This is a genomic window from Sulfobacillus thermosulfidooxidans DSM 9293 (assembly GCF_900176145.1).
GTDB classification, from domain to species: Bacteria; Bacillota; Sulfobacillia; order Sulfobacillales; family Sulfobacillaceae; genus Sulfobacillus; species Sulfobacillus thermosulfidooxidans.
Genome location: NZ_FWWY01000001.1, coordinates 3,342,654 through 3,356,158 on the forward strand (window position 1 = coordinate 3,342,654; position 13,505 = coordinate 3,356,158).

Annotated in this window: 11 protein-coding genes; 4 read left to right on the plus strand and 7 right to left on the minus strand. The window is 46.7% G+C overall.

Annotation, left to right across the window (positions count from 1 at the left end; genetic code table 11):
* The first annotated feature begins 73 nt into the window (after positions 1-73).
* Positions 74-1,654 (plus strand): long-chain-fatty-acid--CoA ligase, encoded by a 1,581-nt coding sequence (locus B8987_RS16505; protein WP_020374831.1) that lies wholly within the window; start codon positions 74-76, stop codon positions 1,652-1,654.
* A gap of 59 nt (positions 1,655-1,713) precedes the next feature.
* On the opposite strand, the gene murI is transcribed toward B8987_RS16505, so the two are convergent.
* The 3 genes from murI to B8987_RS16520 all read right to left on the minus strand — a co-directional run bounded on the left by murI (position 1,714) and on the right by B8987_RS16520 (position 5,687).
* Positions 1,714-2,532: a glutamate racemase gene (gene murI / locus B8987_RS16510; protein WP_028962220.1), complete on the minus strand. Its 819-nt coding sequence runs from the start codon at positions 2,530-2,532 to the stop codon at positions 1,714-1,716.
* Positions 2,533-2,608: 76 nt separating this feature from the next.
* Entirely contained in the window at positions 2,609-3,871 is a 1,263-nt protein-coding gene (locus B8987_RS16515) for an MFS transporter (RefSeq protein WP_176213252.1), read from the minus strand.
* Positions 3,872-4,151: 280 nt separating this feature from the next.
* Positions 4,152-5,687, minus strand: coding sequence for an outer membrane protein assembly factor BamB family protein (locus tag B8987_RS16520; protein WP_084661717.1), 1,536 nt, complete (start codon positions 5,685-5,687; stop codon positions 4,152-4,154).
* 288 nt (positions 5,688-5,975) lie between these two features.
* Here B8987_RS16520 and B8987_RS16525 point away from each other — a divergent pair, with 288 nt between their 5' ends.
* Together B8987_RS16525 and B8987_RS16530 are read left to right on the plus strand one after the other, a co-directional pair.
* Entirely contained in the window at positions 5,976-6,947 is a 972-nt protein-coding gene (locus B8987_RS16525; RefSeq protein WP_139793573.1) for a helix-turn-helix transcriptional regulator, read from the plus strand.
* A gap of 63 nt (positions 6,948-7,010) precedes the next feature.
* Positions 7,011-7,970: a potassium channel family protein gene (locus B8987_RS16530; RefSeq protein ID WP_020374825.1), complete on the plus strand. Its 960-nt coding sequence runs from the start codon at positions 7,011-7,013 to the stop codon at positions 7,968-7,970.
* A 17-nt stretch (positions 7,971-7,987) separates the two neighbouring features.
* Here the strand turns inward: B8987_RS16530 and B8987_RS16535 are convergent, their stop codons facing one another.
* From B8987_RS16535 to dinB, 4 genes are all read right to left on the minus strand, one after another.
* Complete coding sequence (locus tag B8987_RS16535) at positions 7,988-9,301, minus strand: MFS transporter (protein ID WP_020374824.1); 1,314 nt, start codon at positions 9,299-9,301, stop codon at positions 7,988-7,990.
* Positions 9,298-9,990, minus strand: a complete 693-nt coding sequence (locus B8987_RS16540; RefSeq protein WP_020374823.1) for an ArsR/SmtB family transcription factor — start codon at positions 9,988-9,990, stop codon at positions 9,298-9,300. The genes B8987_RS16535 and B8987_RS16540 overlap by 4 nt, the downstream gene beginning before the upstream one ends.
* A 438-nt stretch (positions 9,991-10,428) precedes the next feature.
* On the minus strand, positions 10,429-11,358 hold the full coding sequence (locus B8987_RS16545; protein ID WP_020374822.1) for a nucleoside hydrolase: 930 nt from the start codon (positions 11,356-11,358) through the stop codon (positions 10,429-10,431).
* Positions 11,359-11,672: 314 nt separating this feature from the next.
* Positions 11,673-12,773, minus strand: coding sequence for a DNA polymerase IV (gene dinB, locus B8987_RS16550; RefSeq protein ID WP_020374820.1), 1,101 nt, complete (start codon positions 12,771-12,773; stop codon positions 11,673-11,675).
* Between the two features lie 209 nt (positions 12,774-12,982).
* Between dinB and B8987_RS16555 the strand changes: the two genes are divergently transcribed.
* Complete coding sequence (locus B8987_RS16555; RefSeq protein WP_020374819.1) at positions 12,983-13,435, plus strand: YbjQ family protein; 453 nt, start codon at positions 12,983-12,985, stop codon at positions 13,433-13,435.
* The last annotated feature ends 70 nt before the right edge of the window (positions 13,436-13,505 follow it).

Below are 13,505 nucleotides of genomic sequence, written 5' to 3' on the forward strand. Positions count from 1 at the left end.
AATTATCTGTATAATGGAATTGTTAAATCTTTTTTGGCTTTTATGATGTTAATTCTGAAAGGAGGCTGCGGTAATGGAAGTGCCAATGTTGCCCATGCGCTTTTTACATCGTGCCCGGTCCCTCTATCCTCGCAAAACAGCAATCATTTGTCATCAAGTGGAAGAGACCTATGAAGACTTTTCCCAACGCGTGAATCAATTATCCCGGGCCCTTCACCGTGTTGGGGTAAAGCAAGGAGACCGCGTTGCCTATTTGGCACTTAATTGTCACCGGATGATTGAAGGATATTATGGCGTTCCTCAAATTGGCGCCATATTATTATGCCTTAATATTCGCTTGCATCCTGAAGAAATTGCATTTATTATCAATGATGCTACGCCCAAAGTCCTTGTTGTCTCACCCCAATTACTCCCCTTATGGACCGCAATCCAAGACAAATGCCCGAGTGTTCAACACGTCTGGCTCATGGAGCCCAGTCCATCTCCTAGTCCCTTCCCAACCTATGATGACATGCTTGCTTGTGAATCTCCTGATGCCCCCGAAGTGCCCGTCATTAACGAAAATGACGTCGCTGAACTTTTTTACACATCAGGAACGACCGGATCCCCCAAAGGAGTGATGATGACCTATAGAAATTTATATGCTCATGCTCTCAGCACATTGGCCACAGTCAACTTTAATGATGAGGTCATCCAGATTGTCGGCACAGTTCCTCTTTTTCACGTCAACGGATGGGGTTCTCCTCATTATTTAGTAGCGGTCGGAGCGACCCAAGTTGTGGTCCCACGATTTGATCCTGAACTATTTGGTGAGGCTGTCCAACGAACTCGTGCCACACATGCGCTACTGGTCCCGACAATGTTAAATAGCTTGTTAAATTCACCGGCTGTGGAACATTACGATTTCTCTTCGCTGCAGCAAATTCTTTTAGGGGGAGCAGCCACCGCCTATTCCCTTATCGAAGAAGCGCGTAACCGTCTAGAATGTGAATGCATTGTGGGTTATGGCCTAACCGAAACTTGCCCCATAGTTTCCATTGCCTATGTCAAGTCATCTCTAAAGACCTTGCCACGCTCAGAACAAAACCGGTTGCAATCATTAACCGGTTTACCAGCCGTAGGTATTGACGTCGAAATTTTTGATTCGTCTGGACAGCCCTTACCGCATGACGGTCAACATCCCGGGGAACTCGGCGTGCGAGCTGATAGCGTGATGAAAGGCTACTGGAATCGACCTGAGGACACTGCTAAAGCATTTCACAATGGATGGTTTTTGACAGGCGATGTGGCCGTTATTGATTCAGAAGGCTACATCAATATTGTCGACCGCAAAAAAGATATTGTGATTTCAGGCGGTGAAAATATCTCCAGTTTACATGTCGAAGACGTTTTATATGCGCATCCTGATATCTTGGAAGCTGCGGTAATTGGCATTCCCGATCCGAAATGGGGAGAAATTCCCCATGCTATTGTCGTGCCCAAAGCAGGCCACAACATTTCCCTTGACCAATTGCAAGCATTTTGCCGGGAACGCCTAGGAGGATTTGAGGTGCCCAAATCGTGGGAAATCGCAGAAAGTCTACCCAAAACGGGCACTGGAAAAATCATGAAGCATATCTTACGGGAGAAGTTTCGGTCCCCATCACGATCGTAATGACCATAAACTGCCTTGTTCGTTAAGAGGTATCGGAACAAGGCAGTTTGCCTTTTCTTTTAATCCTTACGATACACTTCATAGCCTTTAGGACTCCAGATGAGCTTTTGTGCTTGGATATCCATGTGGGGCCATAGAACCGAGGAAATCCTGTTAAACTCGGTTGTGGAGCCGGTCGTATAAAACGTTAATGATCCCCCTGAAGAAACGCGTAGCGGCCCCAATACGTCTTGTAAATGCTTGGCCGTTTCATAACCCGGATCAACAATCACAGCCCGGTTTCCCACTTCCTCATAAAAAATCCGTTCCATATGCGGGAAATGAGTACAACCTAAGACCACGGTATCCACTTGATGCCTGAAAACTGTATTTAGACATTCTCGCACAGCCATGCGAGCCTGCTCAGTTTCGGTTTGTCCGGATTCCGCCATGGTCACCAATACCGGGCATGGCCACTGCACGACCTGTGCCTTATGGCTATAGTGTTCAATAGCCTTCCGGTACACTTCCGATTTATAAGTCGCATACGTCGACAATATCCCAATGCGCCCAGAAGCACTTGTATGCACCGCTTTTTCTGCCCCAGGTTGCACAACACCAATGACAGGGACAGGAGATTTGGCCCGGGCAATGTCTAATGCCGCTGCCGTCGCCGTGTTACATGCAATGACCACGGCCTTAACCTCTTGCTTAATAAAGAAATCCAAAAATCGAAGAAATAAGTCACGCACCTCATCTAAAGAGCGTGACCCATAAGGAAAATGATCAGAATCCGCACCGTAAATAAAGTGTTCCCCCGGATAGAGCGCCCAAGCGCGCCGTAAAACGGTTAATCCGCCCTCTCCGGAATCGAAAACGGCAATGGGTCGATTGGCCACAGACATCCTCCTACGGTTCAAGACACACTGGCCCTATTATACCCAAGGCCGATGAGGACGCAATCACTGCTTGCAATTATTTCACGACAGGATGCGTGAGGTGCCGCGTCGGATGAGGTCCGTTTTGCTCCTCGGGAGGAACGATATGCCGAAAAGCGAAATAATATGCTAAAACATTCAGGGTCATAAAGAAAACTGCCCCATAGATGGGAAAGTCTAAAAATGATTCCATTTCACTTCCGCCAATAACGGGAGACAACATAGAGGTCAACTGCGACGGCAAGTTACTAAATGCAGCGACACGGCTCCGGTAACGTTGATCCGCCACGCCCATTGCGTATGACTGCCTCGCAGGCATTCCCAACGAATTAAAGACCATCCGCAGAAGATAACTCAATCCCGCGAGCCAAAACGTTGGCATAAAAGGCATTAGCGCTAGCCAAATAATACTAATAGTCCGGGTATAAGTCACAGCGCGTACAGCACCCAAGTATTGGCTTATTTTGGAAGATAAGAGATAAGGCATAGCAGTGGCCAAATTAATGATGGTGTAAAGGGTGCCTAGTTCCGCCGGTCCTGCACCATATCGCCGATAAAACCAATATGTAAGAAGCGGGCCTAAAAAGCCAAACCCCAGACCATTTAATGCATTGGTTAAACCTAGACGTCCCGTTAACTGTTTGACATTAATCGGCACAGACTCATCAGCCTCAGTTGCCCTCATTGCGTGAGGGGACCGAGACTCGCGGATGGGCCAGGCGACCATCACCATAAAAATCGACAATACGGCGCTAAATCCGAATAACAATTGATAGCTTGTTCCCCATGAAATACCGTGCTCATGCAATAATTCGGGAACGGCCGCGACCAAGGAGCCCAAAGCTCCTGCTAGGACTCCCACAAACGAGATACGGCCAAATACTTTTGTCCGGTTTGCTGGGGTCACTGCTTCCGCCAATAAGGGTTGTTCAGCGGGAAATAACGGTCCCCACGACCCTCCACTGCCAGCCCCTCCGCCTTTGCCGACGCCACCTAAACCCGATGCTAAGACGATAAGCCAAAAGTCTCGGGATGTGGTCATGACGAGACTTCCTAAAAATGATAACAGACTCAAAATAATGATAGCGCGTTTTCTTCCGACTTTATCCCCAAAAATGCCAACTCCCGCCAGCAATAAGACACTGATAATTCCTGACAAAGTCAATACCATCCCAATACGCGCTGCAGAATATCCCGAAACAGCTAAATAAAGCGGAAAAATTACGGTCAAAAATGCCGTAGCAAAACTTCGTAAAGCACGATTAGCATATAACCACTTAAGATTTTGAGACACTGGCATTTCCTCCGCACCCTGCAATTTTCATGGTTAAATATAGCACTCTTTTTTAAACCGTGACATTTTCTCATGTGTTTTGGGAATATCCTTGTTTATCCAATGTATCCATTCTTTCCCATTCGCCGTGATGACAACATCACGCGACGACTCATTCTGCTATGCAAAAAAGACGCCACAGGGCTTGTTGTTTTATCCTTATGCGTAACAAGCCACCCTGCGGCATCCCATAACACTAACGCGATTCTACAGTTCAATCTGCCATAATTCTATGACCAATGTCGAATTATCCATGATAAAAGGGATTAACGCGCGACACAGGAGTGGCAAGGACCCAGTCCCACGAATTCCCCAGATAAATCGTTCCCCCCACAATGACCGGGTTAACAATGCCGAAACGTCCGCCTAAGGTTTCATGGCCTAGCACCTGTCCCGTTCGGGGATTTAGCGCGTAAATAGTGGGACCTGTCGAAACATAGAGGGTCCCCTGATAATACGTGGGAGCTCCCCGCCCAGCTCCAGCAGGTCCAGCATGGGGAACATGCCAGGTCCACAGTAGCCGCCCGTTCGTTAAATTGTACGCTTGATATACACTATTGACCGGGCTGCCCACATAAATGACATGATCATGAATCATGGGAACGCCCCCCTTAAACGCTGGGGGTAATGGGCCCCGTCCCATCTTTGCAGTCCACAAAACATGACCATTTTGGGCGTTAACAGCAAAAAGTACTGTATTTACGGTTTTTTGTCCCGCAATAACTTTGGGATCAGCGACGGCATCCATCACGACTATATGATCGGCCACTGCCGGTGACACGTCACCCATACCGGTATTGACAACACCGGGCTGAGTCACTTTCCAGATCACTTGACCAGTTTTGGCATCAAGGCAATACAGCCATCCCGGCACCGAAAGTGATACATAAACCTTACCGTTCACCACACTTAAACTTGACATATTGTCGATACCACCAACAAAGGTATCCCAGATGGATTGGCCCGTGGACGCATTAATGCAATGAATATGACCACTGCCCGTCGCAAAATAAATGTCGCCATCTTTGACAACAGGTGTGGCCATGGCTTCACCGACCGTTCCATAACGCCACAACAACTTACCAGTTTGCGCATTGAGTGCATAAACGCCATTAAAACTAACATGTTCTCCCCGAACGGCTGGTTGATGAGCCGCATACTTTTGTACCGCGGAAAAATTGAAACCTACACTGCCAGCGGAAATATAAACGATATTGCCAGACACCACAGGATCGCCCATTAAATGATTTCCAACAGGACTGCTACGCCATATGAGATGACCCGTCTTGGCATTGATGGCGTACGCAAAATCATCATCACTTTCCGCGTACACCACTCCTTTAACCACCGTCACACCCGTAGCATTGCCATAAAATTGGGTAATGGTGGGTAAGGCACTTCGCGCCCCATACACACTGGTGTCATAAGCATTAGGGTTAGACAAGGGCCACGCTCTCGCTTCAGAAAAGGACCACGATACACCATGTTTCATCCATGCCGGGGCTGATGAAGACACCGCGAAGGCAGCATTGTGTTGCGCGTTAGCATAAGCATGCGTCCAGGTGACCGGAAAGTACTTTGCTATCCGGGACGAAGGCATATTCTGGGGTAACACGACGCGAGCAAAAGGATTAGCTAATAGACGATTCAGAGTCGTGAAAAGTTGCTTGTCACAGGGTTTGGCTGAGTTTGCCGCACTAACACTTTGCTGTCCACATCCACTTGCCGTTATAAGCATAGTGCCTAATACAAAAGCTGTGAATGCTTGCCGTTTTGTTATCATCCGATTATCATCCTTCCTTCACAAAACACGCCGAATAGCGAAATATCGCCAACACACTGAGGGATGCTCATGACGTGAGTTGTCGAGTAGCCTAAGGCGCGTTCATTCTATGACGAAAGATTTCTGAAAAACTATCGGATCCGCTGCTGATTTAATTTCAACTTGTCTTAGGTTATCTAAGAAGGCTAATTCTGTATCTGCCATGTAAAAAAATATCTTCCTTGTGGCGCTGTTTTGTTTATACTAATAACTAGTACAATTTGCCTATCGCAAAGGAAGGGTCTAGTGGTGAAGATCCCTGCTCAGATTGCTCCTGTATTCTTTGTACGAGCCGTCATTCCAGTAATTTGTTTAACCAGTTTCTTATGTGTTCCCTCACACCCCCTGGTATTTAGCATCATTGCAGTCATTGCGCTTATCGATATCTTGATGCAATTTGTTTCTCATTCGCATCGTCAGGAAGTTAGGGACTCTTATTCCCTAAATGCCTTAAAAGGATCGTGGATTCGGGATTTGACTTATACCTTAACCATATATGGCATCTATTTTCGCTATCCGCAGGTTCCCGCATTGTCACTCAGTCCTGTTGCTGTGGCTGAAGGCATGATTTTTGCGGCCTCACCCCAACTCATCGCAATGTTGTCGCTATTCGGAGGACTCATTGTCATCCGCCGAATCATCTTTGCCTCGATAGGTTTGCCGATGATCCATATCAGCTGGCTCTTTTTCTTGATTACCACATTAATCATGGCGTCTGTCCTAGGATGGTTATTGACCCAGCAACAAGAAACGCAACAACGCCTAGAATTCACTCACCAACAGAGTCGCAAGATTCTTGCCGCCATAATTGACAGAATATTGATAACTAACAAAATCATTTTAGAGGAAACAGAACGTACGCGTTTAGATCACCTTATCAAAGCTGTATGTGATGGAGATGATAATGCCCAAGATTGTGACAGGCTGGGTCAAACGATTTCTCAAACATTACAGCAGCGTCAGCACGCACTAAACCTTTTGACGGAGCGTGAGCGAGAAATCTTGACCTTCATGGCACAAAAAAATCTTTCGTACCGGGCTATTGCCCAAAAACTGCACGTCAGCGAAGGCACTATTCGTGCCCATGCCAGCAATATTATGCAAAAAGCCCATGTACATAGCCGCCAAGACGCGGTGATTTGGGCGCAATCATGGCATCTATTGCCAATTAATGGACCTCTTCGCGAGAAGATCTCTCAACATCATTACGAGACCGAGTAAGCCTGTGCATAGACATCCATTCTAAGCTACAATAATGAAAATGTTGTAGCGGAAGAGAAGAGGATGCAAACGTTTTCGACGCGAGTAAAGTGGGCTTTAGGATTAATTGCTGCCGTATTAACCCTTGGCACGGTGGGATTTCACCAAATTTATCATGTGAATTGGCTTTTGGCTTTTTATTTCATTATCGCCATCATGTCGACCGTTAGTGACTCCCGAATTACGCCCCATGGAACACTCCAGTTGGTCTTCAATGCCATCATTATCATTATCGGGACAGGTGTATGGATTTTTGGCCTATCCCTGATTGTTTCATATTTTTTGGAATCTGATTTGGGTCATTTTAAGGAGCGACGCACAATGCGTGAAATTGAACGCATGATCAATCACTTTGTTGTTATCGGTGCCGGACGTGTGGGAGAAAGTATTGCGCGCGAATTGGTTGATCTGGGAGAGACCGTCGTAATTCTGGATCCCGATCCCACGCGCATCGAACGAATTCGCAATAGTGGACTGCCTGCTTTAACCATTAACGGCTTTAATGCCGATGCATTAAACTTGGCGCATTTAGTAAAAGCGCGAGGTATTGCTCTCGCGTTACCGGATGACGCTCAAAATTTGTATGCTTACTTAACGGCGCGCGATATTAATCCGCATCTTCAAGTGGTGGCGCGTGCTCAAACTCAGGAATCCGCTCATTATTTAAAAAATTTGGGCGTTGACCGGATTATTCTTCCCGACCTCATTACGGGCAGGCGTCTAGCGAGAATGCTTGCCAAACCGGTGGCGCAGGATTTGTTGATGGCCCTTCTCAATGAAGAAGGTGTCCATGTTCAAGAAATTTACGTCAATGATCATGACCCCATTGCGAATCAACCCGTACAAAATATTCGTGATATCTATGGTGAAGCCGTCACATTAATCGGTTACTGGCATGAAGGAAAATTGCACATGGCACCGCGTGCCCAGGACATTATCGTACCCGGTGATACTGTCATCCTCGTCCAAGTAGATGAAACATGACCCTTCCACAACAATCTTTATAGAGACGGTTCTGCAGATTTTATTTGTTGCTTCCAACGGGGATGCTGTTCCATCAAACGAAAATCACGCTGAAAAATCAAGGCAGCACAAAATATGGTGACAATCATTCCGCCGACAAACATTAACTGGGCTGGCTGCAAAAGATGTGCGTTCAATACTAAGGCCGACAGGGCATAACTCAGTGGCGTTAACCCCACTGACATCAAGCTCAGCAAGGACATCACTCGACCCAACATGGCCTGATCGACAATGGTTTGAACATATGTAATGATGGGGATATCTGTCACACTAATCGCTATGCCAGACACCCCCATAAATACAATGCCCAGGAACCACTGATGAACGAGGGATGTGGCACAAAGACCCATGCCAATACCGGACGCGGCGAGAGCCAACCACCGAAAATGACCCCGAAGGCCATTAAACAAGCCCACAAAAATTCCTCCAAGGACAGCCCCTAGTCCCAAAGCAGACTCAAAATCACCATAAATCGTTCCGGACCATCCATGATCTTGAACGAAACTGGGTAAGCCAATATTGGCCGGTCCCATAAAAAACAGATTAATCAGCATGGACGCTAACATAAGAAATAAGAGCACACGTATTCGAAATACATAACGAATGCCCTCGACAAGATTGACCCACAGTCCTTTCATTCCCTCATCTTTTTTAGGTTCAAAAGATCGGGAAGAGATCAAACGCACCATAGCAATAACCGCGAAACTCATGATATACAGACTAGCAATAACCATAAAGATCACGGAAAAATGTGGCATTCGTAACAATAGTCCTGCAGACAGCGGTCCGACAACCACACTAAATTGTTGACTGGTTTGAATCATGGCATTAGCACGTCCTAGCTCCACGGGTTCTACAACAAAGGGAACCATCGCATTTTGCGTCGGCCAATAAAATGCATCGATGACACCAAACAAAAAGGCGACAATGTATAGGAGGATCATTGTAAAGGAACCCATGCCAGCAAGCTGACTCACCCCCAAAAGAATCCCTGCCCGTAAGAGTAACGAAACGAGGAGAATAATTTTAGGATTGAAACGGTCGATTATCACTCCTCCCATCGCCATGAAAACCAATCGAGGCAGAGAAGCCAATAATAACGTGGTTCCCAAATCCGCAGCCGAATGTGACAATCTTAGAACAAACCACGCCAAAACCACATAATACGCGCTGTCTGCTAACGATGCGAAAAACGATCCTATCCATAGGAAAAGAAAAGAACGAAAGGTATGAAAGGCACGGAAAGCACGAACAAACCGTAAGAACAAACGGCACCACAACGATCCATTCATGAACTGATCCTCCGTACCAACCCTCTACCCGCCCATTGATAGCCTGGGGGCAGCTCGTGGTCCTCACTGACAAAATATTGAGTGGGAGTGACAAACCCAACGTTTTGAAGAAAGAAAATCTCTCCCGGATCTTTCCTTTGATCTCTGTCAATAGCTTCACGAAAAGACTGGTCCAACTCTTCTAATTCCTTTAATAAAGAGCGATATTTGACCAGCCATTGCTGCAAATCCTTGCGATCCACTTTAAATTCATACGCATCTCCCATGAACGGCGGCTCTAGTGAAGCCCCTTCAACATGTTCCGCAATATTAGGAAATGAGCCCGCAGGGGTTTCTCGAATGCGCCCAATGACCATATGTAATTGGGTGATTAAGACGTCTTGCAGTAATGTTGGCTGCGAGTGAATGATGGGCAGCAATTCTTCATCTATGACATAATCGAAAGCTACTGCACGATAAAATTTTTGGACAATGCCATTTTTTTCTTGGGTACGCACCACCGTCACTAACCCTTTGTCTTCAAGTTCCTTCAAATGGTAATGAATTTTAGATGGGGCCATTGTCATCAAGTCAGCGATTTGCTTTCCTGTATATTCATGAGCAATTAAATATCCGAGAATTTGCATCCGCAGCGGATCACTTAAGATTCTCAGTGTATCGTAATCTTGTATAACAAAATAATGTTTCAATATGTTCCCCTTCTCTTTAACGTTCAACATTATTTTAACGTTATACATTAATAAACTAATGGCACGTGACAGTGATGTCAAGAGCCCCCTAGCACATCGCATCACACTATAATATCTCGGCTGCCCGTCACGCCTTGTCCAAGCCCGAACTTATCCACTATGCCGCATACATCGAACGGTTGGTAGCGCCCGGAACAGACGCAGTGAGCAGGATACAAAAATTTTTAGTGGGGTGGATGAACACGTTGAAAGAAACGCGTTATCGCCTCTGACAGATTCATGGTCCGTCAGAAAAATTGTCTTAGCGATATTCAGACTGGTAGATCGCGAGCGGTTAAAGACATAAAGACAGCTCTGCTCTTTTGTCGCTGAAATTGGTAAACGAGCTTTGCCGACCCAATGAGGGTCAGCGTGGTGTCTTGCTAACTCATGTCAGAATCATCGAGAATAAGGATCCAACATTTCCCACATCCACGAAAAAAATCGGTCGACATCGATATCAATCGCGACCTCGACCCCACGATCATCTACGCCGGAACCCGGGACAACAATCACTTGTCCTCGGTGAACGTCATGACATCGTTCAACCCGAATATTCATGGGTTGCCAGCTAAAAAATTCAGGATGGGCAACAGCAGCCACAGCTAAGACATCGTGGACGGGAGCACCACCGGGACCCGCATCGGGTTCATGGTCAAAATAAAAGGTGAAAATATCGTGTAACATGGTTCCGACTTCTGAACCCCATGTCAGAAACCGCTCAAGAGCTTCGGGCGACAATAACGCCTTATGCGTCACGTCTAATCCGACCAGACGAATGGGAATACCTGATGCCAACACCCAGTCGGCCGCATCGGGATCGACATAAAAGTTGAATTCAGCATAAGGGGTAATGTTTCCCTTATTCAAGGAACCTCCCATGATGGCCAATCGTTCAATATGGGGAATGAAGTGGGTGTTGCCCATTAGAAACGCTGCAACATTGGTTAACGGTCCTGTGGCAATCCACGTGATGGGATCAGGCTCGTGTAAGAATTCTGATGCTAACCACATTTGGGCGTCATCGAGAATCTCGTCTTCCCGGGTTCGGGGATGAAAACGATATCCATCGAGCCCGCTGGATCCATGCACATGACTGGCCGTCACTAATGGTCTGAACAGAGGATGGGCATAGCCCTGATGCACAGAAATGGCCTCATAATGCGCTAAGTCGAGGACTCGGCGCGCATTACGGTATGTTTTATCCACTGTCTGATTTCCAGCCACCGTCGTTACACCCTTGACGTGAAATGCGGTTAATGCGACCAATAGTGCGAGTACATCATCATGACCCGGATCCATATCCAGATAAACAGATTTCATCATCATTAGGCGCTAACACCTTTGCCCTATGGCTCAGGATAAACGCCTTCTCCCCTCTCTTTCTCCCACGCTCTAAACAAAATCGCGGTGAGTTTTTCCCTTCTTTCAATAACCTTGGCGACAAGTAGAGGACTAACTCCCCATGCCATCCTTATGTTAGCATCCTAGCGAAGAACACCTCAGTCATCTAATCCCATCATGAGTTTTTTCCTTAGCCTATCTTGAAAAACCGCAACAAGTTGTTTGAACCCTACCGTTGCCATGACGGCTTTCCTCATTGTCGTCTTTACCCTATCAAAAACCCATGTCGACGATTTGACTTACTCATCCCAAAAGCGCAATTGTGGCGAAGGTAATTCCAGTAACGATACCGTAATACCTATTAACCGTACGGGACGATTTTCTGCAACATGTAACCACAATTGCCTCGCGAGACGGTAAATGCTATCAGTGCTTTGCAGCGGCAAAGAAGATGACAGCTGTTTACTGTGTAACCTGAAATCCGTTGTTCGCCATTTAATACCCATTCGGTAACCCACCAATCCCAGCTGTAATAACCGGGCGCTGATCTCTTGGGAACATTGTTGGAACAACGCAAGAATGTCGGCAATTCCCGATAAATCCTGCGCTGTCGTGTGCTCGGCACTGACCGACCGTCGGTCAGTGCAACGGGGATTTATCACCGGCGTGTAATCATCGCCCTTGGCTCTCAGATACAGTGCGAGACCGTGTTGCCCAAATTGATGGAGGATCGCCGATAACGGTTGTTGCGCAAGATCGCCTATGGTCTGAATGCCTAATCGCTCCATTTTTTGCGCTGTAACCGGTCCACACCCAAATAACTCCGTAACAGGACGGGGCCATAATCGCTCGGGCAACTCGTCTTTTCTCAGTACCGTAATGCCCTCCGGTTTATTCCAATCACTAACTTGTTTGGCTAACATCTTATTCACAGAAATCCCTATACTAATGGTGATACCTAAACGTTCTCGAACCTGTGCCTGCAAAGATGCTGCCACCAGTGCCGGATTCTCGGCAAAACTCATCTGATTACTCATGTCCAGCCATGCTTCATCCAAGGCAAGAGGTTCAATAATCCCCGTGTATTGTTGAAAGATGTGATGCAGATGTTCTGAATACCGGCGATATAGGGATTTATCAGGCGTAATCGCCACGATGTCCGGACATAATTGCCAAGCTTGGCCAAGATTCATACCTGTTTCTATGCCAAATTGGCGGGCGCGATAATTGGCCGTGACAATAATTCCATGACGGGTTCTAACATCTCCGGCCACGACAACAGGCTGTTCACGCAGTTCAGGTCGCTGTGCCATGTGACAGGATGCATAAAACGCATCGGCATCGCAGTGCAATATCCAACCGGATGCTGGCTCTCGAAACGGATCAAAATGTCGCGACACATTGTTCACTTCCGCTCTCAGGGACCTTCATCATTAGACCAGGTTAAGATTTTTCCTGTACACCCATGTCTATTATAGCGTGATAGGCTCTAATACCGCATAGCGAGCCCAGCCGAATTTTATGCTGATTTCGATCACCCTTTAGTTAGGACATAACCGGAAAAATTTGTTAACATATATGACGAGTTTGACATAAGGAGGATCCTCAAATGGCCTTTCTAGGTGGTAATAACAATCAATTAACGGGAATGGGTGAAATTGAAGAAGAATTAAAGCAACTGCAAAGCCATCCCGGTGCCGCGACGAGTAATTTAAGTGCTATGGATTTCTGGTTGCTCGTTGATGCAGGTTATCAACCCTTAGGTTTTGTTTTAGGCAATTCGGTCATGAGTATGGGCGTGTCTGGCGGCATTGCCACAGCGTTTAAGGGACTTCAACGCGGCGAACTGAAGCAATTGACCCAGCTCATGTATGCTGCCCGCGAACTATCCTTGCAACGTATGAAAGCCGAAGCCGATGCATTAGGGGCTGACAGCATCATTAATGTCCAGGTAGAAATTATTCATCGGTCAGAAGAAATCATGGAAGTTGTTGCAACGGGAACCGCTGTCAAAAAGGTTAGTGAGCCCTCAGGCCGTCAAATCACCTTGCAAGTGAAATAGGCTCAAATGTTTATGGGGCTATAGGAAAAAATCAACCATCTGTAGCCCTTCTCTATCCCTTCTTGGGTAC

Excerpts from the sequence above, each read along its gene's own strand:
- B8987_RS16535 (WP_020374824.1), bottom strand. The coding sequence starts at position 9,301 with ATGAATGGATCGTTGTGGTGCCGTTTGTTCTTACGGTTTGTTCGTGCT.
- B8987_RS16555 (WP_020374819.1), top strand. The coding sequence starts at position 12,983 with ATGGCCTTTCTAGGTGGTAATAACAATCAATTAACGGGAATGGGTGAA.
- B8987_RS16520 (WP_084661717.1), bottom strand. The coding sequence starts at position 5,687 with ATGATAACAAAACGGCAAGCATTCACAGCTTTTGTATTAGGCACTATG.
- B8987_RS16515 (WP_176213252.1), bottom strand. The coding sequence starts at position 3,871 with ATGCCAGTGTCTCAAAATCTTAAGTGGTTATATGCTAATCGTGCTTTA.
- B8987_RS16545 (WP_020374822.1), bottom strand. The coding sequence starts at position 11,358 with ATGATGATGAAATCTGTTTATCTGGATATGGATCCGGGTCATGATGAT.
- B8987_RS16530 (WP_020374825.1), top strand. The coding sequence starts at position 7,011 with ATGCAAACGTTTTCGACGCGAGTAAAGTGGGCTTTAGGATTAATTGCT.
- B8987_RS16505 (WP_020374831.1), top strand. The coding sequence starts at position 74 with ATGGAAGTGCCAATGTTGCCCATGCGCTTTTTACATCGTGCCCGGTCC.